25 protein-coding genes and 4 pseudogenes are annotated in these 25,572 nt (G+C 43.4%); 21 read left to right on the plus strand and 8 right to left on the minus strand.

All coding sequences use genetic code 11. The features are described from left to right. Positions 1-725: 725 nt before the first annotated feature. The 5 genes from AC0L66_RS22170 to AC0L66_RS22190 all read left to right on the plus strand — a co-directional run bounded on the left by AC0L66_RS22170 (position 726) and on the right by AC0L66_RS22190 (position 3,525). A complete protein-coding gene (locus AC0L66_RS22170; protein WP_473569424.1) occupies positions 726-1,106 on the plus strand; it encodes a nuclear transport factor 2 family protein in 381 nt (126 codons plus the stop codon). A 199-nt stretch (positions 1,107-1,305) separates the two neighbouring features. Continuing rightward, on the plus strand, positions 1,306-1,515 hold the full coding sequence (locus AC0L66_RS22175) for a DUF3955 domain-containing protein (protein ID WP_473569425.1): 210 nt from the start codon (positions 1,306-1,308) through the stop codon (positions 1,513-1,515). A gap of 166 nt (positions 1,516-1,681) precedes the next feature. Next, a complete protein-coding gene (locus tag AC0L66_RS22180) occupies positions 1,682-2,341 on the plus strand; it encodes a Bax inhibitor-1 family protein (RefSeq protein ID WP_265678106.1) in 660 nt (219 codons plus the stop codon). A 155-nt stretch (positions 2,342-2,496) separates the two neighbouring features. Next, entirely contained in the window at positions 2,497-2,871 is a 375-nt protein-coding gene (locus tag AC0L66_RS22185; RefSeq protein ID WP_473569427.1) for a VOC family protein, read from the plus strand. A gap of 147 nt (positions 2,872-3,018) precedes the next feature. Then, positions 3,019-3,525 carry a GNAT family N-acetyltransferase gene (locus AC0L66_RS22190; RefSeq protein ID WP_194664182.1) on the plus strand — a complete coding sequence of 169 codons (507 nt, stop codon included), beginning with the start codon at positions 3,019-3,021 and terminating at the stop codon, positions 3,523-3,525. A gap of 27 nt (positions 3,526-3,552) precedes the next feature. Here AC0L66_RS22190 and AC0L66_RS22195 read toward each other — a convergent pair whose 3' ends face one another. After that, on the minus strand, positions 3,553-4,509 hold the full coding sequence (locus AC0L66_RS22195; RefSeq protein WP_473569429.1) for an IS110 family RNA-guided transposase: 957 nt from the start codon (positions 4,507-4,509) through the stop codon (positions 3,553-3,555). Between the two features lie 356 nt (positions 4,510-4,865). Between AC0L66_RS22195 and AC0L66_RS22200 the strand changes: the two genes are divergently transcribed. The 3 genes from AC0L66_RS22200 to AC0L66_RS22210 all read left to right on the plus strand — a co-directional run bounded on the left by AC0L66_RS22200 (position 4,866) and on the right by AC0L66_RS22210 (position 7,318). Continuing rightward, positions 4,866-5,171: an NIPSNAP family protein gene (locus AC0L66_RS22200; protein ID WP_428750263.1), complete on the plus strand. Its 306-nt coding sequence runs from the start codon at positions 4,866-4,868 to the stop codon at positions 5,169-5,171. 149 nt (positions 5,172-5,320) lie between these two features. Next, on the plus strand, positions 5,321-5,833 hold the full coding sequence (locus tag AC0L66_RS22205; protein ID WP_473569431.1) for a hypothetical protein: 513 nt from the start codon (positions 5,321-5,323) through the stop codon (positions 5,831-5,833). A gap of 621 nt (positions 5,834-6,454) precedes the next feature. Beyond that, a complete protein-coding gene (locus tag AC0L66_RS22210) occupies positions 6,455-7,318 on the plus strand; it encodes a hypothetical protein (RefSeq protein WP_473569433.1) in 864 nt (287 codons plus the stop codon). Positions 7,319-7,866: 548 nt separating this feature from the next. Here the strand turns inward: AC0L66_RS22210 and AC0L66_RS22215 are convergent. Further along, entirely contained in the window at positions 7,867-8,145 is a 279-nt protein-coding gene (locus AC0L66_RS22215) for a type II toxin-antitoxin system RelE/ParE family toxin (protein WP_265677843.1), read from the minus strand. Continuing rightward, positions 8,142-8,426: a type II toxin-antitoxin system RelB/DinJ family antitoxin gene (locus AC0L66_RS22220; RefSeq protein WP_265677849.1), complete on the minus strand. Its 285-nt coding sequence runs from the start codon at positions 8,424-8,426 to the stop codon at positions 8,142-8,144. Before AC0L66_RS22220 ends, AC0L66_RS22215 begins: the two co-directional genes overlap by 4 nt. Positions 8,427-8,676: 250 nt before the next feature. Here AC0L66_RS22220 and AC0L66_RS22225 point away from each other — a divergent pair, with 250 nt between their 5' ends. The 11 genes and pseudogenes from AC0L66_RS22225 to AC0L66_RS22275 all read left to right on the plus strand — a co-directional run bounded on the left by AC0L66_RS22225 (position 8,677) and on the right by AC0L66_RS22275 (position 18,365). After that, entirely contained in the window at positions 8,677-8,934 is a 258-nt protein-coding gene (locus AC0L66_RS22225) for a type II toxin-antitoxin system Phd/YefM family antitoxin (RefSeq protein ID WP_473569436.1), read from the plus strand. After that, positions 8,922-9,224 carry a type II toxin-antitoxin system RelE/ParE family toxin gene (locus AC0L66_RS22230; RefSeq protein WP_265677859.1) on the plus strand — a complete coding sequence of 101 codons (303 nt, stop codon included), beginning with the start codon at positions 8,922-8,924 and terminating at the stop codon, positions 9,222-9,224. Before AC0L66_RS22225 ends, AC0L66_RS22230 begins: the two co-directional genes overlap by 13 nt. 170 nt (positions 9,225-9,394) lie before the next feature. After that, positions 9,395-9,979, plus strand: a complete 585-nt coding sequence (locus AC0L66_RS22235) for a DUF1294 domain-containing protein (protein WP_265677894.1) — start codon at positions 9,395-9,397, stop codon at positions 9,977-9,979. 171 nt (positions 9,980-10,150) lie between these two features. Further along, the gene (locus tag AC0L66_RS22240) at positions 10,151-10,615 is read left to right on the plus strand and encodes a GNAT family N-acetyltransferase (RefSeq protein WP_473569438.1); all 465 of its coding nucleotides are present in this window, start codon (positions 10,151-10,153) and stop codon (positions 10,613-10,615) included. 138 nt (positions 10,616-10,753) lie between these two features. Then, positions 10,754-11,182 carry an ester cyclase gene (locus AC0L66_RS22245; RefSeq protein ID WP_473569440.1) on the plus strand — a complete coding sequence of 143 codons (429 nt, stop codon included), beginning with the start codon at positions 10,754-10,756 and terminating at the stop codon, positions 11,180-11,182. A gap of 159 nt (positions 11,183-11,341) precedes the next feature. Continuing rightward, complete coding sequence (locus AC0L66_RS22250) at positions 11,342-12,289, plus strand: alpha/beta fold hydrolase (protein ID WP_473569442.1); 948 nt, start codon at positions 11,342-11,344, stop codon at positions 12,287-12,289. Positions 12,290-12,433: 144 nt separating this feature from the next. Beyond that, positions 12,434-13,061: pseudogene (locus AC0L66_RS22255) on the plus strand (LysE family translocator). A gap of 10 nt (positions 13,062-13,071) precedes the next feature. Further along, positions 13,072-13,392: a DUF4144 family protein gene (locus tag AC0L66_RS22260; RefSeq protein ID WP_265677876.1), complete on the plus strand. Its 321-nt coding sequence runs from the start codon at positions 13,072-13,074 to the stop codon at positions 13,390-13,392. A gap of 10 nt (positions 13,393-13,402) precedes the next feature. Further along, positions 13,403-13,735 (plus strand): YnfA family protein, encoded by a 333-nt coding sequence (locus AC0L66_RS22265; protein WP_265677882.1) that lies wholly within the window; start codon positions 13,403-13,405, stop codon positions 13,733-13,735. Positions 13,736-13,949: 214 nt separating this feature from the next. Beyond that, positions 13,950-14,952: pseudogene (locus AC0L66_RS22270) on the plus strand (metal-dependent hydrolase). Positions 14,953-15,189: 237 nt separating this feature from the next. After that, positions 15,190-18,365: pseudogene (locus tag AC0L66_RS22275) on the plus strand (HD domain-containing phosphohydrolase). Between the two features lie 124 nt (positions 18,366-18,489). Here AC0L66_RS22275 and AC0L66_RS22280 read toward each other — a convergent pair. From AC0L66_RS22280 to AC0L66_RS22290, 3 genes are all read right to left on the minus strand, one after another. Continuing rightward, the gene (locus AC0L66_RS22280) at positions 18,490-19,218 is read right to left on the minus strand and encodes a 3-oxoacid CoA-transferase subunit B (RefSeq protein ID WP_473569444.1); all 729 of its coding nucleotides are present in this window, start codon (positions 19,216-19,218) and stop codon (positions 18,490-18,492) included. After that, a complete protein-coding gene (locus tag AC0L66_RS22285) occupies positions 19,218-19,874 on the minus strand; it encodes a CoA transferase subunit A (protein WP_265677454.1) in 657 nt (218 codons plus the stop codon). Before AC0L66_RS22285 ends, AC0L66_RS22280 begins: the two co-directional genes overlap by 1 nt. Before the next feature lie 147 nt (positions 19,875-20,021). Further along, on the minus strand, positions 20,022-21,233 hold the full coding sequence (locus tag AC0L66_RS22290; RefSeq protein ID WP_473569446.1) for an acetyl-CoA C-acetyltransferase: 1,212 nt from the start codon (positions 21,231-21,233) through the stop codon (positions 20,022-20,024). Positions 21,234-21,456: 223 nt separating this feature from the next. Here AC0L66_RS22290 and AC0L66_RS22295 point away from each other — a divergent pair, with 223 nt between their 5' ends. Together AC0L66_RS22295 and AC0L66_RS22300 are read left to right on the plus strand one after the other, a co-directional pair. Further along, entirely contained in the window at positions 21,457-22,347 is an 891-nt protein-coding gene (locus tag AC0L66_RS22295) for a TIM barrel protein (RefSeq protein ID WP_473569448.1), read from the plus strand. A 54-nt stretch (positions 22,348-22,401) separates the two neighbouring features. Continuing rightward, positions 22,402-23,148: a sulfite exporter TauE/SafE family protein gene (locus AC0L66_RS22300; protein ID WP_265677457.1), complete on the plus strand. Its 747-nt coding sequence runs from the start codon at positions 22,402-22,404 to the stop codon at positions 23,146-23,148. Positions 23,149-23,178: 30 nt separating this feature from the next. On the opposite strand, the gene AC0L66_RS22305 is transcribed toward AC0L66_RS22300, so the two are convergent. Further along, positions 23,179-23,814 carry an HAD-IA family hydrolase gene (locus tag AC0L66_RS22305; protein ID WP_473569450.1) on the minus strand — a complete coding sequence of 212 codons (636 nt, stop codon included), beginning with the start codon at positions 23,812-23,814 and terminating at the stop codon, positions 23,179-23,181. A 220-nt stretch (positions 23,815-24,034) separates the two neighbouring features. Beyond that, positions 24,035-25,568 (minus strand): annotated as a pseudogene (hutH, locus tag AC0L66_RS22310) (histidine ammonia-lyase). Positions 25,569-25,572: the final 4 nt, after the last annotated feature.

Genomic DNA, 25,572 nt, shown 5'->3' on the forward strand with positions numbered 1-25,572 from the left:
TTAGTGCTTGGAGCTTTAGACAGCGATCATGTTTGTTATCGGTCTCTCAATGGAGGAGCCAGCGTTTAAACGATCTACTGTATAAAGAGCTTTAGTTGCGGCTAAAGCTAGGGTCTCACGTTACCCGATTTCATGAGTTATTATCCATACAAAGCATTTAAGAGTGATTCCCAACGCATGGCATTTTCCATTCCATCGTTGGGTTTTGTGTTTATGGCGGTCTGGTTAAGTTTCGTAGTAGCGTTGCTCACACCTTAATGCGGCGTTAGTTGCACTTAGAAATTTAGTGGTCAAATCCTTGCCCCTTTAGCTATGCAGCGCCAAGCCCCACTGCTTAACTTTCTTTCCGGTGGCAGCGTGAAAGCGTCATTCGCTTTAGCCCTCGAGGTTTCGCGGAACTGCTTTTTGTGTCCGTCCGTGAGCAACGAAAGTAACATTTTCCTCAGCCCGTTTTTCGGTGACTTTGGTGTTTTCTTTTTCGCACCAACTCGCATTAATCGAAAGATGTCAGTTCTGTCAGCTATCAAGTACTGCGTGGTGATAGTAATTTAGTTTGCGGCAAGCAATGAGCATCTTTGGTGCAAATAAGAGAGTAGGGGCGTAGGCAACTAACAAACTACTCAAATGGACGCCATAAGCTTGGCGGTTTTGGTTTGAAGTTAAGTGTGCTTGGTAAGTTAATCGTTAGCGCCACTTAGCAGGGCGTTAGGTGCTCAGAGGAAATAATGAATTCAAAGGAAGTTGTCCTAGCTTTTTGGGATGCAATGAAAACTAATGATTTTGCCAAAGCAAGTGAATGGCTAAGCCCCAATTTTGAAGGTTTCTGGCCTCAATCAGGTGAACTCATCACTGGCAGATGTAACTTTACTTCTATCAACTCTTTTTACCCTGCAAACGGTATTTGGGAGTTTGAAGTACACTCGGTGGTTTGCGATGGTGCAACAGTTGTGACTGATGTTTCAATTACAGATAGCGTCCAAAAAGCGCGTGCTATCACTTTCCATACCGTTGAAGACGGACTAATCAGTAAGCAAAAAGAGTTTTGGCCAGACCCAATGGAAGCGCAAGAATGGCGAAGCCAGTGGGTAACGGTTGCGGAAGAATAGGCAACGCACCTAACAAACTACTCAAGTGGACGCCATAAGCTTGGCGGTTTTGGTTTGAAGTTAAGTGCACTTGGAAAGTCGGTCGTAAGCGCCACTTAGCAGGGCGTTATAACTTGTCTGTCCAATTACACTTATTGAGGGGAGTTATATACTCTTCCCAATTGTCTAACATTTTTTATGTTCAAATATTGAGGCTGCGATGAATTTTCTCCGTAAGTATAAAATAAGCGTCCTTTTTTGTATCAGCGGTATCTTGTGTTTAATTGCTTATAACATCATCGGTTCATCCGTAGATGAGAACGGTTTTTTAGTAGAGCCATTTGGGTTCATTCCTTTATTTTGGTTTTTTCAGCTACTGGCGTTGGTGGCTTTGGTTGTCACCTTCGTCAAACATAGAAAGGCTCAGTAAAGAGGATAGCGAAGCCACAAGCACACGAGGATGCATCGTTATAACAAACTGATTAAGTGGACGCCATAAGCTTGGCGGGTTTGGTTTGAAGTTACGTGTGCGTGGCAAGTTAATCGTTAGCGCCACTTAGCAGGGCGTTATGTGAATAGGGAAAGGAGTACGAAGGATGATGGAATCGAATGTTTTTGAACGCACTAACAACGGAGAGCAAGAAGTAAGCTCTCGGCTGTATAATTTTACGATTGGAGCGGTGTTGTGTTGGGGCTTTTGGATTAACTGGTTAATGGTTGGGAATATCCCGGTTGAGTCAATTGCAGCTATTAACCCTTGGGTCTTTTTCATCGGCTATTTTGCGAGTTGCTTCTTTGGAGTCTACTTATTCAGTAAATCTTCGAACCCATTGGTTAGTTTTGTCGGCTACAACTTTGTAGTTATTCCTTTTGGATTAATCATCAACTTAGTTGTATCACGCTATGACCCATCCTTGGTTTTAAGTGCGATTAAGGTTACAGGTCTAGTGACTGGAATGATGATGCTACTGGGAACAATTTTCCCTGCATTTTTCCAAAGAATCGCTGGTGTATTAACTATTGCGTTAGTAGTTGTACTTGTGGTCGAGCTCTTTCAAATATTTGTACTTGGAATCCACCAAGAATGGATAGACTGGGCTGTTGTTATCCTTTTCTGTGGTTATATTGGTTATGACTGGGGACGAGCAAATCAAATTCCCAAAACATTAGACAATGCAGTAGATAGCGCAGCAGCGCTATACATGGATATTATTAACCTGTTCTTGAGAATACTTAGAATCATGGGGCGCAAATAGAATTCACATAACAAACGGTTCAAGTGGATTCGTAACGCTGGGCACTTTGGGCGTTAATTTAGGGTTTTGTGATTACGGTGTATAAATTTGGTTCGGTGGTGCGTTACTCACCACTTAACCGGGCGTTAGGCGCAAACGTACAACAAGGAAAGTGTATGAATTTAAATCAAGTAACCTTGGCGGTTCATGATATGGAATTGGCGGTCAAGTTTTATACAAAGCTTGGCTTGAATCAAATTGTTGGTGACGAGTATTATGCTCGGTTTTCCTTTCCTGATGGTGATGCAACTTTGTCAGTCTATCTAGACATGGAAAAACAAGGCTTAGATTGTCGCGGTGTAGTTTACTTCGAGCATGAAAAACTGGATGAACTCGTTATGCATCTTAAGTCTGAAGGTATCGAATTCACTCATGAGCCAACAATGCAAAGTTATCTTTGGAAAGAAGCTGCATTAACTGACCCGTCCGGCAATAAAATCAAACTGTATTGGGCTGGCGAAAATCGGTTAAACCCACCGTGGAAGCTTTAGGCCAGGGCCTAACAAGTGCTTCAAGCAGATTCGTAACGCTTGGTACTTTTAGCGTTAATTTAGGCTTGAGTGATTACGGCGTAAAACTTAGCTTGAGTGGTACGTTACTCACCACTTAAGCAGGCGTTAAATTACAAGGATAGTTTTGTGGAAATCAAGGAAGTAAATTCGATCTCAGGTCTAGTTGACCAATTAAATCTACTGTTAGCCGATTGCATCAATAGCGGAGCGTCTGTCGGTTTCTTAACTCCTGTTGATGAAAACGAAGTGAAATCATATTGGTCGTCCGTTGAATCAGATCTTGAGTCGGGTACGAGAAGGGTGTTTGTTGCGTATGACGGTGAAAGTGTAATTGGTGCTGTTCAACTCTCGCTATGTTCTAAGCCTAATGGTTCGCATCGAGGTGAAGTTGAAAAATTAATGGTTCATACGGATGCGCGAGGAAAAGGTATTAGTAAAAAGCTAATGTCACTGATGGAAGATGTAGCAACTGAAATAGGGTTGTCATTGCTTGTACTCGATACACGTTTAGGTGATGTCGCTTCTTCGTTATATCGAACTATTGGCTATACTGAAGCAGGTCAAATTCCTCAGTTTGCACGAAGCTCTACAGGTGAGCTAGAAGGCACAGTTTACTTCTTCAAAATATTGTAATTTAACAAACGAGTATGGCGTCAATAACTAAATTTTGGCGCTGTTTTCATCCCACATCGTTCCATCTCTTAACATCGAATTTAGAGTTACAACCATCTTCCTAACACAAGCAATGATAGCGACTTTCTTGGGCTTTCCTGCATCCAATAAACGTTTATATGTTGCTTTAAAAACAGGGTTACATTGCATAGCGGACATCATTGCCATGTACAATACAGTGCGTACTTGAGCGCGACCACCTTGAATAACTCTTTTGCCTTTATGGCGGCCACTTTCCTTGGTGATTGGTGCGACACCGACTAGAGCAGCGGCTTGTTTGTTCGTGATATAACCAAGCTCTGGAACGTTACTAATAATAGAGGCTGCTGCGATATGTCCTATTCCTGGAACACTTTGAAGTAGGGTGTTCTTGGCATGGTATTCAGGGCAAGTATCGATTAATTTAATGAGCTTCTTTTCTATCTTATCAATCTGGTTTTTCATTGCGGTTAAGATAGGTTTGATGGTGGAATGCATCTCTTTAGGTAGGATTTGGATACGATTTTTTTCCATCGTTTGCATTGAGAGAAGTTGGTTTCTTCTGATGACTAAGTCACTCATAAGTCGGATGTTTTCTGCTTTTAGCTCCGTTAGTTTTGGTTGTATAGCTTCGGCATAATGAGCGATTAGCTCTGAGTCCAGTCTGTCATTTTTAGCGCGCCTGCCAATGGCACCAGCAAAGCGTTTTATGTGTAAAGGATTGGCTATAACAAAAGGAAGATTCGCCTCAGAGCATGCCATGATAAATGGCATTTCAAGACGACCTGTTGCTTCAACAACGATGCGTTTTGGCTGGTGCTTCGCAATAGTTTTAATTGCCTCTTTTATTCCTTTATCATTGTTTTCGACAGTAAAAAATAGGTCTAATGGGCGGATGTGAATGTCTAATTGTGACTTACCAACATCAACGCCGATATTTATGTTTTGAAGTGCAGTAGGATTCATAATAAGCTAACTCATGCTTGCGTAATACGGGCTCAAGTCCCAGTCGAGTATTCGAGGTTAGTGCTTGGAGCTTTAGACAGCGATCATGTTTGTTATCGGTCTCTCAATGGAGGAGCCAGCGTTTAAACGATCTACTGTATAAAGAGCTTTAGTTGCGGCTAAAGCTAGGGTCTCACGTTACCCGATTTCATGAGTTATTATCCATACAAAGCGTTTAAGACGGATTCCCAACGCATGGCGTTTTCGGCTTACTTCAATTTAAGTGTTTATGTCACAATGGTTTAGGTAGGGTGGTTAGCGTTGCTCACCACTTAACGCGGCGTTAGGTGCTCATCAATCAAAAGGAATTGAACACAATGGTTACATGTTACGTTCGGTATATTATCGACCCTTTCAAAGTATCTGAGTTTGAAGAGTATGCAAAAATGTGGATACCGTTGGTTACCCGATTAGGTGGGCAGCATAACGGGTATTTTCTACCTTCAGAGGGTGCAAATAACGTAGCTCTAGCGCTATTTACTTTTCCAAGTCTAGCGGACTACGAGGCGTACCGTAATAAGTCACTAGCTGATAGTGAGTGTATTAAAGCATTTAAGTTTGCAGACGATACACGCTGTGTTTTAAGTGTAGAACGTAGTTTCTTTAGACCAGTGTTTAACTGATAGTACGCACCTAACAATCGCTTCAAGTTGATTCGTAACGCTTGGCGGTTTTGGTGTTAATTTTGGTTTGGGTGATTACGGTTTAAAATTCGGCTTCAGTGGTGCGTAACTCACAACTTAAGCGGGCGTTATGTACTACGAGGTAATTAATGAAAATAGACCAAAACTATATCGAACAACTCATGCTACCTTTAGCTGACGATGCTATTCCAACACTGATGGAATATTTTGATGCACTAAAAACTTTTGGTATCCAAATCGAGGATGAAAACGGAACGACCAATTCCAAGTTTGAAGCTCACTTTAAGCTCCTCGTATCGAAAAAATTGATATCGAACATGGACGGTGCAACAGACATGAAATCCTTAGGTATTACTGTTAGTAAGAACAATATGATTATATTAGGTAATAATCGAATTATGAAATCAGCTCAGGAAGATGCAGCTTTGCCACAAATTAATATTGGTTCAATTACTAGCGGTACAGTTCAAGTAGGTAACCATAACTCTCAAGTAACAAATATAAATATTACTGAGCTTGTAGAAAAGATTTCGCAATCAGGAGATACCGAGGCTAAAAAACTAGTTAAAGAGCTTTTAAGTAACAGCACAGTAGCTAGTGTTGTAGGCGCTGGTGTATCGGGGCTGATTAGTCTGCTTTAAATACGTACATAACAAATTGTTCAACTGGATTCCAAAACGCTCGGCACTTTTGTAATGCTCTGCTTTTGTGGTTAAGGTAGTTATATTAAGTTTGGTGGTCTTCGTTTTCTCACCAATTAACAAGGCGTTATGTGTTTCCAATATGATGGAGTCAGGTGTGTATAGTTTGGTATATGAGCTTTCAGCGCCAATAGTTCTTTGTGGATTAGCATTCGGCTCTGGTTTGGCTATTTCTGAGTTTCCGAGCTTTTCATTCGACCATTGGTTATTCATTGGACTGCATTTGTTTGCTTTTTCAGTTATTTGGATTGAATCAAACAGTCCTAGTAGGAAAATCACGTGGTGCACAAGGTATTATCAAAGATCAGCTAAGATAAAATATGCTATATGGTCTAATAGCGCCCTTAAAGCCTTCTTGTTGCTGTCTATGATAGCTTTTTTAACAGGTATATACATTGCTCAGTAGGATACACATAACAAATGCTTCAAGCGGATTCGTAACGCTCGGCGGTTTTGGCGTCAACTTTAGGTTGTGTGATTACGGTGGTCAAAATAGGTTTAGTGGCGCGTTACTCACCACTTAAGCAGGCGTTATAACGTTTGGCAAGCAATGGAGCAAGTATGGAAGTTTTTAACAATCGAGAGCTAGCTTCAGTTACTTTGGTAATTCTATTTTTTATATGGGCATGCTACAAAAGCAAAGAAGTCATTTCAGCCTTTAAGCTTGTACTACGTTCTTTTCTACAAAAAGCGATAATCATTACATTAGTATCTTTGGTCGTATACCTATCCATAATCATCTTCGCATTGCATAGCATTGACATATGGAACGTTGGACAGTTAAAAAATACGATTTTGTGGTTTATTTTCGTCGGCTTTGTGCAGCTACTTAATACAAATAAAATAAAAGATCCAAATTTATATCTGCAACAGTCACTTAATGATCAAATTAAAATTATTGTATTAGTTGAGTTTTTGGTGGCGTTTCATTCTTATAGTTTTACTGTGGAGTTATTGTTGGTATCCGTTATCACCATTCTCGCATGTTGTACAGCCTACGCTCAGGGTAAGCCAGAATATATATCTGCGAGCAAGTTTTGTAACTATTCACTTGCAATTATAGGAACGTTAATACTTGCTGATACACTTATAACAATATACCAGCAACCATCGACATTTTTTGCGGTCGATACATTCAGGGATTTCTTAGTACCCATGCTTCTGTCGGTAGCCTTTTTACCATATATGTATGCTTTCTATTACTTCCTAGCTTATGAGAGAGCATTTGCAATTACACGAATTTACACTGACTCAAAGGCTCTTCAACGTTACGCAAAAATCAGGTCTTTTGTCGAGTTTAAAGGTAAGCATCAAATGATCTTGGAGTGGCTTCGATATTCGTGTAAGTCAGAATTTGAGTCAAAGGAAACTATCCAGTGCTCGATAGAGAAGTTTAAAATAGAGCGGCAACTATCAACGTTATAACAAACGCTTCAAGTGGGATTCGTAAACGCGTGCCGAACTCGCTTCGCTCAAACATAGCACACGTTCACTCACCCCTTAAGCGGGCGTTAGTTACACTTAGAAATTTAGTGGTCAAATCATTGTCTCTTTAGCTATTCAGCGACAAGCCCCACTGCTTAACTTTCTTTCCGGTGGCAGCGCGAAAGAGTCATTCGCTTTAACAATCGAGGTTTCGCGGAACTGTTTTTTGTGTCCGTCCGTGAGCAACGAAAGTAACATCTCCCTCAACCCGTTTTTCAGTGACTTAGGTGTTTTCTTTTTCGCGCCAACTCACGTTAATCGAAAGATGTCAGTTCTGTCAGCTATCAAATACGGCGTGGTGATAGTAATTTAGTTTGCGGCAAGCAATGAGCATCTTTGGTGCAAATAAGAGAGTAGGGGCGTAGGCAACTAACAAACTACTCAAGTGGACGCCATAAGCTTGGCGGTTTTGGTTTGAAGTTAAGTGTGCTTGGTAAGTTAATCGTTAGCGCCACTTAGCAGGGCGTTAGTTTGCCCACCGACTACAATCAGTCTGTAGGAAATTTCTGCTTCTGGTGTAGAACTCGCATTACACGAATTGTTGAGCCATCAACCCAGTAGGAAACGATCATTGAGATTTCTGGGATAATTAGCAATCGTCCTCGAATACCATCACGTTGAACACCCATAAGTGGTTGCTCAAGTAAATTTTCTACTTTAGCTTCAATGATTTCGTCAGTTTTGTCTGCCGCATCAGGGTTGAAGTCATAAAGAAACTCAAAGATCTTCTCACGATCATTTAGCGATTCTTCTTCCCATAAAATCATTGTTGCCCTCGGCTACGAATCTTTGCTTTTCTTTCAGCCATTCGTGCTTTTGCTGAGTCATGGTCAACAAATGAAGCTTTTCCTGAGTCAAACTTCTCAAATGCTAGGTCTACTTGTTCAGTTAACCAAGCGTCGTGAGATAATGCTTTGCGTTGTTGTTCAGCCATTTGCTCAGTAAGTTCGCGACAAGCATCGCTAAGTGTGCGTCCTTGGCTCTCAGCCATTTGCTGAGCTAAGCGTTTAATTTCGTCATCAACACGAAATTGAATTCTAGTGTCCATGATTAACTCCTAAATTGACGTGTGTACAAATGTTAGCACTGGAGTTGGGAAAGGACAACTAACAAACGCTTCAAGTCGATTCGTAACGCTCAGTACTTTTGGTGTCAATTTTGGCTAATGTGATTACGGTGTCCAAGTTAGGTTCTGTGGAGCGTTACTCACAACTTAAGCGTGCGTTAGCCGTCATGGAGCTTGCGATACTCAAAGTGATAGAATAGTATCACTTTAGTATTCCTTTGGAGCAGCTTTCATGAAAGTAGAACTAGTTACATCACTTAAACGTCAAGCAACTAAGATCCTCGCCGATCTCCGCGACACCAAAGAACCAGTGTTAATTACTGAGCATGGTAAGCCATCTGCGTATTTAGTTGATGTTGATGACTACGAATTTATGCAGAATCGATTAGCTATTCTTGAGGGTATTGCACGAGGTGAGCGTGCACTAGCTGACGGTAAAGTGGTAAGTCATGATGAAGCCAAGGACAAGATGTCAAAATGGCTGAAATAATCTGGACTGAACCAGCGTTATCTGACCTTAATGATATCGCTGAATACATCGCTCTTGAAAATATCGTAGCTGCAAAGCAGTTAATACGTACGATCTTCTCCAAAGTCGAACGCCTACAACCCTTCCCGGAGTCTGGTCGTATTCCACCCGAATTAGCACATTTAAGTTATCGTGAAGTTGTCGTTAATCCATGTCGTGTTTTCTATAAACAAGATGGTGACAAAGTGTTTATTCTGTTTGTTATGCGTGCAGAGAGAGATTTGCGTAAGTTCTTGTTGAGTAAGCAATAACCTTTGGGAATGAGCGGCTAACAAGAAATTTAAGCTGATTCGCAACGCTTGACACTTTCGGTTTGAATCGGCTTTAGTGTTTACGGCACAATGGTTTAGGTAGGTGGCAGCGTTGCTCACTACTTAATTTGGCGTTGGCCCACAGGCGTCAAAATTAACGAAGGACGATGATGAAAGGTCAAATAGTAGAATGGAATGATACTAAAGGTTATGGGTTTATTTTGTCTGTAGGCGGTAAGCTGAGGGTGTTTTTTCATATATCATCCATTACAAACCGAGGTTATCGCCCTAAATTACATGATAGTGTTACCTTTAACGTCGTTGCGGATAAAAAGGGGCGTTTAACTGCTGAAAATGCGGTGGTTCAAGGTGTCAATGGCTTTCCTTATACAGTGATATTTGGTTTTGGCTTTTTGGGTGCAGCAACGGTATCAATAACCGTATTCAACGGTGAAACACTTCTGATCCCTTTGTATATAGTATTGAGTGTTTTTACATACTTTATGTTTGCTTGGGATAAACAGGCGGCACAGAATGGCAGCTGGCGAACGCCAGAAAATACGCTATATACCCTATCCTTGGCCGGGGGTTGGCCAGGAGCATTATTAGCTCAATTTCAGCTACGACATAAATCGAGAAAGCAACCTTTCAAATTCATCCTTTGGGTTACAATCGTTCTTAATATTGCTGGGTTCGTTTGGTTGTTTAGTGAATCAGGTAGGAGCCTAGTTCATAGTGTATTAACTGGCTTTTAGCTCAAGTTACGCGTTAAGTGATGTGGGCTAACAGGTGCTTCAAGCAGATTCGTAACGCTTGGGACTTTTAGCGTTAATTTAGGCTTGAGTGATTACGGCGTAAAACTTAGCTTGAGGGTACGTTGCTCACCACTTAGCAGGGCGTTAGCTGTACTCACGCGAGGTAGTACGATGATAAAAATTAGAGAGTATGTTGAAGCGGATGCACAGGCACTTTGGGATATCCATTTTTATACTATTCGCAATATAAATATTCGTGATTACAACCAAGCGCAAGTCGAGGCTTGGGCTCCAGAAAGTCTGGAATTGTCTATCTGGATAAATAGAATGAAAGGCTTGAATCCATTTGTGGCTGAAATTGACGGTATCGTTGTAGGTTATACAGATCTTCAATCTGATGGATTAATTGATCATTTCTTTTGCCATCATGAGTATCAAGGTCAGGGTGTTGGCAGGGCATTGATGAATCATGTATTTGCTGTTGGTAAAGAGCGGGGTATTTCTCGTTTTTACTCAGAAGTTAGTATTACAGCTAAGCCATTTTATGAGCACTTTGGGTTTAAAGTGGTTCAGTCTCAAGAAATGGACGTTCGTGGGCAAAAGCTAAGAAATTTCGTAATGGAAAAGTCCAGCTAACAAACGCTTCAAGTCGATTCGGAACGTTCGGCACTTTTGGCGTCAATTTCGGTTTATGTGATTACGATGTCAAAGTTAGGTTCAGTGGTGCGTCACTGACAACTTAAGCAGGCGTTAGCAGAATAGAAGGAATAATTGATGTCAGTGGAAGAAGTGGTTAGAGGTTTTATCGAACAAGTAAGATCAGGGAAAAATCCAGATTTAGTAAACCAGTATCTAGCCCCAGTAGTTGTCGCGCATCAGATTGTTTCTGGAGTCTCAGAAACAATTAAAAGAACGCCTGAAAACTATCGTGAACACGTTGAAGAATTTCTAGAAGCTTATGGTGATTTTGACCTGTCAATAGAAGAGTTTTTAGTTCAAGGTCAAAAGGTCTACGTACGTTGGCGTCAAGAAGGACGCCATAAGGGAGTGGTTTATGGTTATGAACCGACAGGTTTAGAACTGTCTACAGTAGGAAGCGCAGTGTACCGAGTCAGTGAAAACCAAATAGCGGAATATTGGATTCAGCAAGAGAATCAAGGTTTACGGGAGCAGTTGGAAGCCAACCTTAAGAAATTCAGCTAACAAACGAGTATGGCGTCAATAGCTAAATATTGGCGCTGTTTTTGAGCCACTTCCGCGTGTCGACTCGCTTACATTTAAGCGCTGCTCATACTTATTGACCTCTTCTAGAGGCGTTATGCGACAGGGTAGTCGCTAGTCAAAAATCAAAAGGATAACCACATGGCAAAATATGTTGCTACCTCTCTGATTGGGCTCATTGTTATCGTTGTTTCTGCATACCTTATTATGCCTGCTTCAACGCTATTTCAATATCTGATCATGACTGAAAGAAGTATGGCTAATCTTGAAGTGAAGCAGGTCAAGGTCGATGAGTTAAACATTGAATATCTTCGCGGCGGAAGTGGTCCTCAATTAGTTTTACTCCATGGCTTTGGTGCCGATAAGGATAACTGGAATCGATTATCAAGCTACTTAGTTGGTGAGTTTGATGTCATCGCTATTGATATACCAGGCTTTGGAAACAGCACAAAGAATATAGAACTGGACTATGATGTTCGCTCTCAAGTAGAAAGACTAAAGCGGATATCTGATGCTCTAGGCTTAGACGCATTTACTTTAGCTGGCAGTTCTATGGGGGGATATATTGCAGGAAATTTTGCTGCCCAATACCCTGAAATAATTGACCATTTGTGGCTTATCAGCCCATTTGGTGTTGAGGGTTCGGAAGTCAGTGAAATGTTTTCAGCGACTAAGAAGGGCTTGCCCCCAGTCGTCTTGCCTCGAACCGAAGCAGAGTTTTCAGAACTGTTCGATTTTTTGTTTGTTGATCCTCCCTTTATTCCTTCACCAATCGTGAGTTATTTATCCAGCAAAGTCAGTGAAAGTCTGGAGATAAATACAAAAATTTTCGAGCAAATACACAGAATGAATAATGGCACCCCCCAGCCAGACTTGCCGCTTGAAAAGGTCTTAGCTAACTACGATGGATCAGTTCTAATATCGTGGGGTGACAAAGATAGGGTGTTGCACGTATCGGGAGCTTCGGTTTTAAAGCAGGTGATTCCGCAAGCTAAGTTAGACATTGCCTCAAATGTGGGTCATTTGCCTATGGTTGAGCAACCCCAAGCGACGGCTGAGTCGTTCTTAATGTTTACAAGAGAGCGTTAATCGCTAACCCTATCATAGTTCGCTTAAGTGCATGCTTAAGTGTGTGGTACGTTTCCGTAAAATAAGGTACAAGAGTAGTAAGGGGTGATTAATAAGGCTTATTGAGCCACGTTAGCATTCCAACAAAGAGAATAAGGAGGTGACATGTTTCCAATTGAAGTTTTTCTGCCCTATACAGTGGCTTGTCTGTTGCTGGTTATTTCACCGGGACCTGATAATTTGCTGGCCGTTGGGCGCGGTCTAAGTCAAGGCAGGGTAGCGGCAATAGTATCGGGGTTTTCGTCTGGCGCGGGGATCCTTTTTCATGTTATTGCGGCAACGTTTGGTCTTACCTTACTTATTCAAACCTCAGAATTGGCGTTCTATGTCGTCAAGACTGCGGGCGCAGCGTATTTGATTTGGTTGGGGATAAAGGTATTGCGTACCCGCAGCTTGTTCTCTTTGGAGCCGCACGAAAAAACAATCAATAAAAGCGATTTTCTCGACAGGCTTTTTATCCGCGGCCCTGAACCCAAAACCAGGTATGTTTGTTCTGGCTTTTGTCCCCCAGTTCGTCAACCCAGCATTAGGCTCGGTCACTGTTCAAATGGTTGGTTATGGCGTTTGGTTCGCATTACTTACCGCGATTGGTTTTAGTTTGATGGGTGTTTTTGCATCGCAGTTATCCCATTGGTTTAAGCGCAAGCCTAAATTGGTATCAGGTCTAAACGTAGGGGCAGGATTAACATTTATCTCTTCAGGGTTAGCTGTAGCGTTTATGAAGCAGCGGTAAAGAGAAAGTGATGATTCAATGGCCATGTGTTTTAAAGCTAGACGGTGATTATGAACTCATATTTTTAGACTCTGAGTTAATGTTTGCTAGCGAGTTTGAATCGTTAATTTGGAGTGATTCGGATCGCTTAATCGACAGTGGTGGTCAACGTTATATAATTAGCCAATCGAAGGGGAATTATACGTTTGTAGCAAGCGGGGGACGATTGTCATTAACAGCAGTCACGCAGTTAATTCAGCAACATGAGTTTTCAAAGGGCGAAATGTGCCTGACTAAAATACAATTTTCATCTGTGGAAGAAGCAATACAATCGCTGGCGACGGAAGAATAAGGATATCTACTTGTTAGAAATGAAAACCATCGGTCTGTTTTTTATAACAGCAATTGCAGAAATATTAGGCTGTTACTTGCCTTATCTGTGGTTAAAAGAAGATAAGTCGGTTTGGCTTTTGATCCCTGCAGCATTCTGTCTTGCTTTATTCGCTTGGTTGTTGTCGTTACACCCTACAGCTGCGGGTAGAGTTTATGCCGCATATGGTGGCGTTTATATCTTTGTAGCCGTTCTTTGGCTATGGCTTGTTGATGGGATCCGCCCAACGTTGTGGGATATTATTGGCGTATCAGTGGCTTTACTCGGGATGGCAATTATCATGTTCGCACCAAGAGCGACCTAAAACAATAGATAGCGTTAGTCGTCAAGTTTAACGCTATCTATTCTTTATCTTTCCTTTATCTTTCCTTTATCTTGTTAATTTTCCTCTCTCCTTCCGTTCAAATTTTCTAAAATGCTCTAATGTAAAGTTTAGGCAATGTCCTGTTACTAAGCATAATTTAGTGCTATAGCTGAATGTACTATGTTCACGGCATTTAGCGAGCAATGAGTTATCTATGGATCCACTAACACAAGGCTTACTAGGCGCCTCTTTGCCTCAGTCGGTGAGTAAAAAACAACACATAGTCGTTGCAGGGGTGTTAGGGCTACTTGCCGGAATGGCGCCGGATTTAGATGTGCTGATTCGCTCACAGAGTGATCCCTTATTGTTTTTAGAATTTCATCGACAATTTACTCATTCACTGTTTTTTATCCCTATTGGAAGTTTAATTTGTGCGCTGGTTTTGCATCAATTGATCGCAAAAAAACGCGGGCTGTCGTTCAAACAGAGTTGGCTTTATTGCGCTTTAGGTTATAGCACTCATGCGTTGCTGGACTTTTGCACGACTTATGGCACTCAGCTGTTTTGGCCACTAACCAACGAGCGTTATGCTTGGAATACAGTCTCTGTCATTGATCCCGTATTCACACTGCCCATATTGATATTGCTGGTATTTGCCACCCTAAAGCGACAGCCGTGGTTAGCTCGTATTGCGTTTCTATGGGCGCTGATCTATCCGACGTTAGGAATGATACAAAGGGATAGGGCTGAGGCTGCCGGATGGCAATTGGCTAAAGAACGGCAACACTTTCCCGTTCAGCTGGAGGCTAAGCCGAGCTTCGCTAACATATTGCTTTGGAAAGTGGTTTATGAAGTCGAGGGCAACTACCATATTGATGCGGTGAGGGTAGGCGCATCGGTAAAAACCTATCCAGGAGAATCCATCAGCAAGCTCAATATTAATAAAGACTTTCCTTGGCTCGATCTGCGTTCGCAGCAAGCGATAGACATTGAACGCTTCCGATGGTTTTCCAATGGTTATTTAGCGCAAGACCCCACCGATGAGTTGCGTATCATCGATGTCCGATATTCGATTGTACCTAATCAACTTAACGCACTGTGGAGTATCAAACTATCACCGTCAGCGCATGCCGATAAGCACGTAGAGTACCAGACTCATCGCGACAATACGCTTAGCCTCCAGACAACGCTTCTTTGATATGCTCACTGGCCTTTAATCGCGCCCTCATTAAGAAATCTCTGTGAACACTAACACCGCTGTTTTGAGATGGACCGCACAACTTCATATAAATAAGTAGCTTACAGGTCGTTAAACTTAAGTTTAGTTTGCGTTGCAAAAGCAATTTATCGCTAACCTGCTAATCTTCAAAAGGAATTTGAGAAATATGGATTTTTCCAAAAAACTGATTGTCAGGCCGTGCCATCAATGATGGCGGCTCAAGGATAGAGTAATAATGAATAATACCAAGGTTTCATTCCGGATCACGGTGGTAGGAATGTTTGTCGTTGCGACAATCCTGACCGCGATAGTAGCGGTTTCTCTGCAATATTATTTTAGTAAAAAAATGGCGACGGAACAGACTCTGTCTAGCCTTACTATGGTTTCTCAACAGTTGAATGAAGTCATAGGCAAAGTGGACGCTGACGCAACCAATACCATACAACTTCTCTCAAAAATTAGTCGCTCAATCAGTCATCATTTATCTGAACAAGAGGTGAGGGCGATTTTGTCTGAGGCGGTAAAAGATAACGACTTGTTTTACAGCATTTATGTTGGTTCAGAAAATGAGGACTTTTACCAAATAATCAATCTAGAGTCCTCGCCTGATGTTAGGAAAAGGCTTGGTGCAAAAGCAAGTGATCGTTGGGTTGTCATTACAGTGCGAGGTATAGACAGCAAACGAACAAGAAAGACGGCTTATTTTGATGATGCGTTCAATTTGAGAGCGGAAACGCTCGTGAGCAGTAACTATTACCCCACCACTCGGCCATGGTACATCAAGGCCAAATACGATTCGGTGAGTAAAACGGATCCATATTTATTCCATCATCTGCAGGTTACCGGACAAACTTACTCCTTGGCATTTCACTCGCAAAAAGAGAATATCAGCCAGCAGGTCATAGGGATTGATATTATTTTATCATCGTTAGCAGAACAGATTTCTGCTACCTCACTTGGCCTGAAGGAGGATAGTGAAGTTGAAGCGTTTGTTTACTCCAAATCCGGGAATATTATTGCCTCGAATAAACAACCTTCAGAGCAAGATTCGTTTCCCGAAAGTCCAACACTTAACCTTACTGAAAGGCAAAAAGCGATCATTGCAAGTACGAATCCTGTTCTCATTTCCAATCAAAATGATTGGGGCCCAATGGATTATTCAGTAGCAGGTAAGCCCAATGGTTATGCTATTGACATTATTACTCTTATCTCCCAGTCCACAGGTATTGAATTTGATTTTGTGAATGGATTTTCTTGGGAAGAGCTAACTCAGAAATTTGTGCAAGGTGACTTAGATGCGTTGCAATCAGTACAGAAGCAGCAGGGAAGTGTTGTTGATTACGCAAAAGGCATATACACACAGCCAATCTACGAATTGCCTTTTTCCGTTGTGACCAAAATGGATACCGACATTATTTCTAATTATGCGCAATTAGAAGGAAAGAAGGTCGCTATTATCGCCGATTGGTCGATAATTCCCACGTTAAGAAAAGACTTTCCCGGTGTTGAGCTAGTAGAATTTGAAACTCTGAATGCAGCGTTTGATTCGGTCGAAACCGGTGCGTGTTTCGCAGTGCTGGATTCAAAGTCGGTACTTTCATTTGGTTTGGATAGACTGTTTTATTCAGACCTAAAAGTTAACTCAAATCTGATCGACTTAGGTGAAATGTACTCGATGGATTTTCACATCGTATTAAGCCGTGAACTTGCCGATCTTGTTCCTATAGTCAACCTAGCGATAAATAATATCACTCCAGCGCAGCGTTCAGCGCTTGCGGGTAAATGGTTCCACAGTCAGGGTGACAAAAGCGACAATACAGTGCCGTATACCGAGCTTTATGACATGGTTCAGTCTGCAACGCTGAGCGATGACATTATCGCGATGACGTTAAATGGAGAAGAGAAGCATGTTTATCTAAAAGAGATCGAAACGGGCAAGCACTATTCTGAATACTTTGCGGTCGTCATTCCTGAGCGAGAGATCTTTGAGACCGTTCGATCTCGAGTGATTACCTCAATATTTATTACCTTGTTGTTAATGTGTTTAACGCTACCGCTCGCATGGGTGTTTGGGGCTCCCATTGTACGACCTATCAAGCAGTTGATTGTTGAAGCTGAGAAGATACAGGATAGGCGTTATGAAGAGGTGGCAGTGGTTAGAACACCGATAAAAGAAGTGTGGGACTTATCGGTTGCCATTAAAGAGATGGCCAAAGAGCTAAAGCAACATGAAAAGACGCAAGAAGAGTTTGTCGAATCGTTCATTAAGCTAATCGCGCAAGCTATTGATGATAAGTCACCATACACCGGAGGACATTGCCACCGCGTACCTGAATTAGGCATGATGTTGGCGGACGCGGCAGAGAAATCTCAACTTGAACAATTTGCTCAGTTCAGGTTTAACAACGATGATGAAAAGCGCGAGTTTAGAATTGCGGCATGGCTGCATGACTGCGGAAAAATAACCACTCCCGAACATATTGTCGATAAAGGCAGCAAGCTTGAAGCTAACTACAATCGTATTCATGAGATTCGTACCCGTTTCGAAGTACTCTGGCGTGATGCTGAAATTGCATCGTTACAACAGCGACTAAACGGTGAACACAGTACAAAGCAAATTGAGTCTGAGTTGTATCAAGCACACGAGAAACTTAAGCAAGATTTCGAGTTTGTTGCTAATGCCAACGTCGGCGGCGAGTTCATGAGCGAGGAAAAAGTGGCGCGAATTAAGGACATTGCGTCAGCGGTTTGGGTTCGCCATTTTGATGACACGATGGGTTTGTCGCTACAGCAGAGGCGAGCAACAGGGGAGAGAGTACATCACTTCCATTTGAAGAGAGACTTCTGTCTGATAAGCCAGAACATATTATTAAACGTGAGCAGCCTATCTCGTTTGACCCTAAACATCAGATAGACATGACAGTCCCCGAGCATCTATACAACCTTGGTGAAGTGTATAATTTAACCATAACACGTGGCACCTTAACCGCTGAAGACCGATTCAAGATTAATGAGCATATGATAGGCACCATTAAAATATTGGAGAGTATCCCTTTCCCTCAAGAGCTTAGCCGCGTCCCACGTTATGCCTCAACCCACCACGAAACGATGAAGGGGACAGGGTATCCCAGAAAACTAAAAGGTGAAGAGTTGTCGATACCAGAGCGAATACTCGTGGTTTCCGATATATTCGAGGCCCTAACAGCAAGTGATCGCCCGTATAAGACCGCCAAGCCGATCAGTGTGGCGATTGATATCATGTATAAAATGGCACTGGATGAGCATATCGATATAGAAACATTCAAGCTGCTATTAAGCAGTAATGCTTATCTCGTCTATGCACAGAAATACTTGAAACCGGAGCAGATTGATGTGGTCGATGTCGCAAAGTATTTCCCTGATTTAAAATAGGGAAATAGCAGAGGCGTGCCAGTTAAGTAGACTCAAACAAAAAAGCCCACACATCTCGCTGTGTCACACAGGATGTATGGGCAATACTGACGTGGAGCGTCATAACAGTTTGTCGCGTAATAATTTACAGCATGGGTTGTGGCATAATGGTTAGTGGTTTGGGGATCACTAATGTGGCTTCTGTAGCTTGCTGAACTTCCTCTGGGGTGTAGCCGGGGGCTATTTCGGTTAATATCATTTGTGAATCGTGGATAACAATAACGCCCATTTCCGTGACGACCATATCGACTTGGTTGAGTGCGGTTAATGGTAAGGAGCAGGTTTGTAGTAGCTTATGCTTCCCTTTGGCGGTGTGCTCCATTGCCACAATCACTTTCTTTGCACCGACGACTAAATCCATAGCGCCACCCATACCGGGGACCATTTTTCCCGGTATGATCCAGTTAGCGAGGTTCCCTTGCTCATCGACCTGCAACGCACCCAAAACGGTGACGTCCACATGCCCGCCACGAATAATGGTAAAAGAGTCTGCACTATCGAAATAACTGGCACCAATACTCGCGGTGATGGGTTGACCTCCGGCATTGACTAAATCGGCGTCGCGATTATGTTCATTAGCAATAGCATCAATGCCCAATAAGCCATTCTCAGATTGAAGAAGTAGTTCAATATCGCTACTAATTTCGTTGGCGACAAGCGAGGGTAAACCAATCCCTAGGTTAACCACATCGCCATCGTGCAACTCTTGTGCAACACGCCAGGCTATGTTTCGGCGAATGGCGGCTTTATCGGTAATTTTTTTGCCGATAGGAGTATCACGATAAAGTGACAGAGTCTTGAGGAAATTTGTCATTATTTTGCCTCCGTGTGATAAACATAATCGACATAAAGCCCTGGAGTGTGGACACTTTCCGGTGCTATATCGCCAAGAGGCACCAAAGATTCGGCTTCGACAATAACGAGATCAGCGGCGGTTGCCATTAACGGGTTGAAATTTTGCGTCGTCTTGTTGTAGAAAACGTTGCCTTTTACATCCACACGCGAACCACGAATAAAGGCGAGATCTGCACGCAGTGGTTTTTCTAACAAGTAATCTTGGCCGTCTATGTTGAGGACTTGCTTTCCTTCTGCAACCATAGTGCCCAAACCAGTAGGAGTGAGGATTCCGCCTAATCCTGCGCCTCCAGCTCGAATACGCTCCGCTAACGTCCCTTGAGGAACGAGTTCAACGTCTAATGTGCCCGCATTCATTTGGTTGCCTGTTTCCGGGTTTGTCCCTATATGAGAGGCAAAGAGTTTTTTAATACGCTTGGCAGCAATTAAGCGACCCGACCCTGATGTTTGCGTACCCGTATCGGTGGAGATAAGAGTGATGTCTTTAATATTGTGCTCAAGTAGCAAGTCGATAAGACCCTCTGGTGCGCCATTCGCCATAAAACCACCAATCATGATAGTCATGCCGTCATGTAGCTTTTCTGCAATATCGCTGCCTGTGATTTTCTTTCTCATCCTTTACCCTTATACATCATTTGCCTTTATAAAGAGGCTTAGTGCTAGACGTTGTTAGTACTATTTTTGGCTACTCTAGATTCTGTTTTTTAAGTTTTACTTTACGTTTTAGTTTTAGTTTTAGTTTTACTTTACGTTTTCGTTTGGCTAAGCCGCACATCGCTTAAGGATGACTGCTGTCCCCATTCCTCCGCCAATACACAGGGATGCGAGTCCATAATCTTTGTTTTGACGTTCTAATTCATAAACGAGACTGACAATAATCCGAATACCGGAGGCACCGAGTGGGTGACCTAAAGCAATTGCTCCGCCATTATGGTTGGTGCGTTCTAAGAGCCAGTTTTGGTCAACATTGTGCTGTTCAGCTAATTGCTTGGCCACACCAAGTGCTTGAGCGGCAAAGGCTTCATTGAGCTCAAAAACTTCAATGTCTTGCAGTGATAACGTAGTTTTTTCCAGTGCATTGGCAATGGCCGGAACCGGTCCTAATCCCATCATGTCGGGAGACAACCCTGCCTGAGCGTAACTAACCACTTCCGCTATTGGCTGTAACTGATATCGTTCCACGGCTGATTTTGAAGCCAGAATGATGGCAGCGGCGCCGTCGTTAATGCCAGACGCGTTGCCTGCAGTCACGGTTCCCTCTTTTTTAAACGCAGGACGCAAGCGAGCTAGGCTGTCTGATGTGGTGTTCGCCTTTGGATACTCATCCATTTCAACGGTATATTGCTGACGACGTACCGAGACCTCTATTGGTTCGATTTCGGTTCTGAAACCATGAGTTTCCAATGCGTTTGCGGCTTTCAGCTGGCTACTTAATGCGAACGCATCTTGCTCTTCACGCGAGATAGATAGCGACTCTGCGATGTTTTCTGCAGTCATGCCCATATGATATTGATTAAAGGCATCGGTTAAGCCGTCAGTAATAATGCTATCTTCTAGAGAAATACTGCCCATACGAACGCCGCCTCGGACTTGATGAGTCTGTATAAATGGCGCTTGCGACATACTTTCCATACCACACGCCACAACAATTTCAGCATCCCCCGCTTTAATATGACTGGCCGCATCCATGACAGTTTTCATTCCACTGCCACAAATCATATTGAGGGTATAGGCCGGAACCGTTTCGGGAATACCTGCTTGCATGGCCGCTTGACGACCGGGCCCCATGCCAATGCCAGCGCTAAGGACATTACCAACGATGACTTCGTCAATCAGGGTTGGGTTGATATGACATTGGCTTAGCGCACCTTTAATAGCCGCAGCGCCTAATGTAGGGGCGGGAACCGGAGATAGGGCACCGTTGAAACTGCCGATAGGCGTTCGTTTTGCTGCAACAATATAGATAGGTTCCATGGTTTTATCCTGTATCAGTATGCGCTGAAAGTAGCGACTAAATTCGAGTGATGAATCCATTCTAAAAGATGCAGTGAGAGGGGTGTTATAGCCATTGGCAGAAACGCGGTTTGCATAAATGCAAAACGAACGAAGAGGGGTTTGGAGTATATTGATTGGGTGTAAGCGCGATAATAACGCGCTGATTAAATAGCAGTATCAACCAATCACAAGGAGGATAGTCATGAATAACTTTATCGCGTGTGCGCCCTGCTGTTGGGGAGTCGAATCGGCCACTAATGTGCACAACCCGCTTTGGACTACGGTCATAACGGAAGGTAAATCGGCGGGGTATCAAGGGCTGGAATTAGGCCCCTACGGCTACATGCCTCTTGAGGGTGATCGTGTGAGTGCCGCGATGGTAGAGAGTGGTTTAAGAATTTGCGCGGGGACTATCTTTGAGCCACTTTCATCTATTGAGCATAAAGAAAGCATATTGGCTAGAGCCCATGACTTATGCTCGATGCTGAAACGTATTGGCAGCAAAAAAGTTGTGGTGATTGATTGCGTGAATGATCGTCGCAGTGCGTGCGCGGGGTTGAGCGATGAAGCGCCAAGACTTGATGAGCAGCGTTGGGGCACAATGATGCAAACGATTCGAGAGGTCGCGACCATTGCCGCGCATTATGGTGTTCGCCCTGTCGTTCACCCTCATGCTGGTGGCTACATTGAATACCGAGATGAAATTGATCGGATGCTGGCTGATCTTACTCATCATGAGGTGGGACTTTGCTTGGATACGGGGCATTTGCATTACGCTGGTATGGATCCGGCTCAAAGCTTAATTAAATACGCTTCACGCTTGGAGTACGTTCATTTTAAAGACATTAATCAGGCAGTGTTTACTCAAGTGATACAAAATAAAGTTGGTTTTTGGCAAGCTTGCGCACAAGGGGTGATGTGTCCCATTGGCGAAGGGGTAATCGACTATGCTGCTGTGTATTCGGCGCTTAGTCAGGTCGGTTATTCAGACTGGATCACTATTGAGCAAGAACGAGATCCTAAACACTCAGCAGGGACGTTAAACGACATTAAACAAAGCCGTGATTATCTGCTTGAAAAAGGATTTGGCTAGTGACGTTTCTCTTTATCAAAAAGGCAAAGGTAATCGCTGGTAAGGGAGTGGTTCGTGTTATTCGTTACTGACCCATGGTTTTATATTACGGCGATTCCCGCCGTGATAATTTATGGCATTGGTAAAGGCGGGTTAGGCGGTGCATTGGGTATTATCGCGGTTCCCTTGATGGCGATGACTATTGCACCGACACAAGCTGCCGCGATTCTGTTACCGATTTTATGTGTGATGGATGTGTTTGCGGTGAAACATCATTACCGAAATGCCGATTATTCAGTAATTCAGCGGATGCTTCCAGGGGCGATTCTTGGTGTCATGTTGGCTGGATTGTTTTTGAGTGTCACTCCGGAATCTGGCCTTAAGTTGCTGATCGGCATCCTATCATTGCTATTTTGTGGGCAATATTGGCTGGTGGACGAGAATAAGCAAAAACCAGCGGGAAAAGTGAGCGCGTGGTTCTGGAGTTTATTGAGTGGCTTTTCTAGTACCGCAATTCATGCGGGCGGCGGACCTGCCAGTATTTATATGTTGCCACTGAAACTGGATAAAGTGGTCTTGGTCGCGACGATGGCGGTGTTATTTGGGTTAGTTAACCTAGTCAAACTGGTTCCTTATTCCGTCCTTGGTGAGTTTGACAGGGTTAACGTAATCACGGCGCTTATTTTGATGCCCCTTGCGCCAGTTGGCGTAAAGTTAGGGGTGTGGTTATTACATCGTGTTAGCCAGCAATGGATATACCGATTGTGCTATCTATTTTTGTTACTCTCAGGAATAAAACTTACCATCGATGGGCTTGCATAGGTTCACTGCTTACTCGTTTGATGGAATAGATTACCGAATAACATTAAGCAACTGGGACATATGCTGGATATGAGTAGAACCAAACACGTCAATCTCTTCTAAGTGCGGGGCGTAGTAAACACTGGTCATGCCTGCACGATGTGTTGCTTGTAAGCCCACCAAACTATCTTCTACAACACAACAATGCTCGGGGGCAGCCCCCATGGTGTTTGCCGCGTGCAAAAATAATCCGGGTTCTGGTTTCCAAGAACCCACTTCATGGGCGCTAAATATTGCGTTGTCGAAGTATTTTTCGAGTCCGGTGACGTTTAGTGCATGCTCTATCTTGGCACGAGGTGCCGATGAGCCGATGCAAACTGGGATTGTGAGAGACTTTAATACCTCGGCAACGCCTTCATTAGCGGTTAATTGCTGATCGAAGAGATCACGAACCTTAAGGCGATATTCTGTCTCAAACGAGTCGGGAAGCGTCAGTTGGCATTCAGATTGAATACTGGATAGGATTTCAGTGAATTTAACGCCACGGTAGTTGGCGATGAGCTGCTCTGCGCTATAGCGAACCCCAACTTCAGCCAGTTGACGCTCTAAGGCAAGATTACAAAGACGCTCACTATCCACTAACGTACCGTCACAATCAAAAATAATAAGCTGTATTTCAGATGCCATACTCGTATAAAGTCTCTTCGTTACATGAAATTTATGTCGACGTATCATACAATTAATTAAAATTACTACCCTATAGCGTCGTCACGTTTAGGACAATTTGTTGTGAATTTGGCGTGTTAGTGTCTGATGATATTATGCTTATTAAAAGAAAATAAACCGCTCATGAAAAACTATCCATGAGCGGTTGGTTGAAGGTTGTGTGTTTTCTTGAAGGAAAAACTTAAACGCTCGGTAAGATATTCTCCGGCATTAGCTGGTGATGCAGCGCCAGCTTAATAATGTCGTTTGCCTTGGCAATATCCGGAGCAAAGTAGCGATCTTTATCGTAGAACGCGACGGACTCTCTGAGTTGTTGCTTGCCTTGTTCAATTCGCGGTGATGACGTTAATGGCGCTCTGAAGTCCAACCCTTGAGCGGAAGCCAAGTATTCAACCGCAAGGATGCCACGGGTGTTTTCTGCCATATAGCGTAACCGTCGAGCAGCAAAGGTAGCCATCGACACATGATCCTCTTGGTTTGCCGAGGTTGGTAAGCTGTCTATTGATGCTGGGTGGGCGAGGGTTTTGTTCTCACTTGCCAGCGCCGCTGAGGTGACTTGCGCGATCATGAATCCAGAGTTTACCCCTCCGTTATCGACTAAAAATGGCGGCAGTTTACTCAATGCATTATCGATGAGTAGCGCCATTCTTCGCTCTGATAAACTGCCAATTTCCGCGATGGCTAGCGCCAGATTATCCGCCGCCATAGCAACGGGTTCAGCATGGAAGTTACCGCCAGAAATAATGTCGCCGTCCTCAGCAAAAACCAGCGGATTGTCAGAAACTGCATTCGCTTCTACTTGCAGAGTGTCGGCGGAATTGCGTATTTGCTGCAAGCACGCGCCCATGACCTGTGGCTGGCAACGCAGTGAATAAGGGTCTTGTACTTTTTCACAACACTGGTGTGATTCGCCAATTTCACTTGTGGTATCTAACAGGTGGCGATAGGCAAGGGCGGCGTCCATTTGCGCTCGGTGTCCTCGTACACGGTGAATACGAGGATCAAATGGTCGTCGGCTACCCAGTGCGGCTTCAACGGACATGGCGCCACATAACGTTGCAGAAGCAAAGAGATCTTCAGCAACAAACAATCCTTCTAGCGCAAAGGCGGTAGAAGCTTGTGTACCATTAAGTAACGCGAGCCCTTCTTTCGGTGCAAGGGTGATTGGGGTTAATCCAGCGATTTGTAGTGCTTCAAGACCGCTGATGATTTTCCCGTTATGCCTTGCTTCGCCTTCACCCAATAAAATGGTACTCATATGAGCCAGTGGTGCGAGATCCCCAGATGCGCCCACTGAACCTTTTGTGGTACACAAGGGTAAACCTGAGAATTCACGAGCTCGATTAATGCTTGAATAACGTGTAATCGAATACCGGAGTAGCCACGGGCTAAGCTATTGATTTTTAGTACCATCATTAAGCGTACGGTTTCGTCGCTCATGAGCTTACCAATGCCTGCTGCGTGAGACAGTACGATGCTTTTTTGTAGGACTTCGAGATCTTCCGGTTCGATACGTGTGTTGGCAAGCAAGCCAAAGCCGGTATTGATGCCATAAACGGTGCGGTCTTCAGCAATAACTTGCTCGACAACGCGAGTACTGGCTTCGATACCTTCAAACGCATCGGTATGAAGGGATAAGTTAACCTAGGTGAACGGCTGATTTGACGCAATTGTTTCAGCGATAACTGACCTGGTTCTAGAACGAGTTTTAACATGATA

The sequence above is a fragment of the Vibrio sp. GJ43-1 genome, assembly GCF_055808835.1.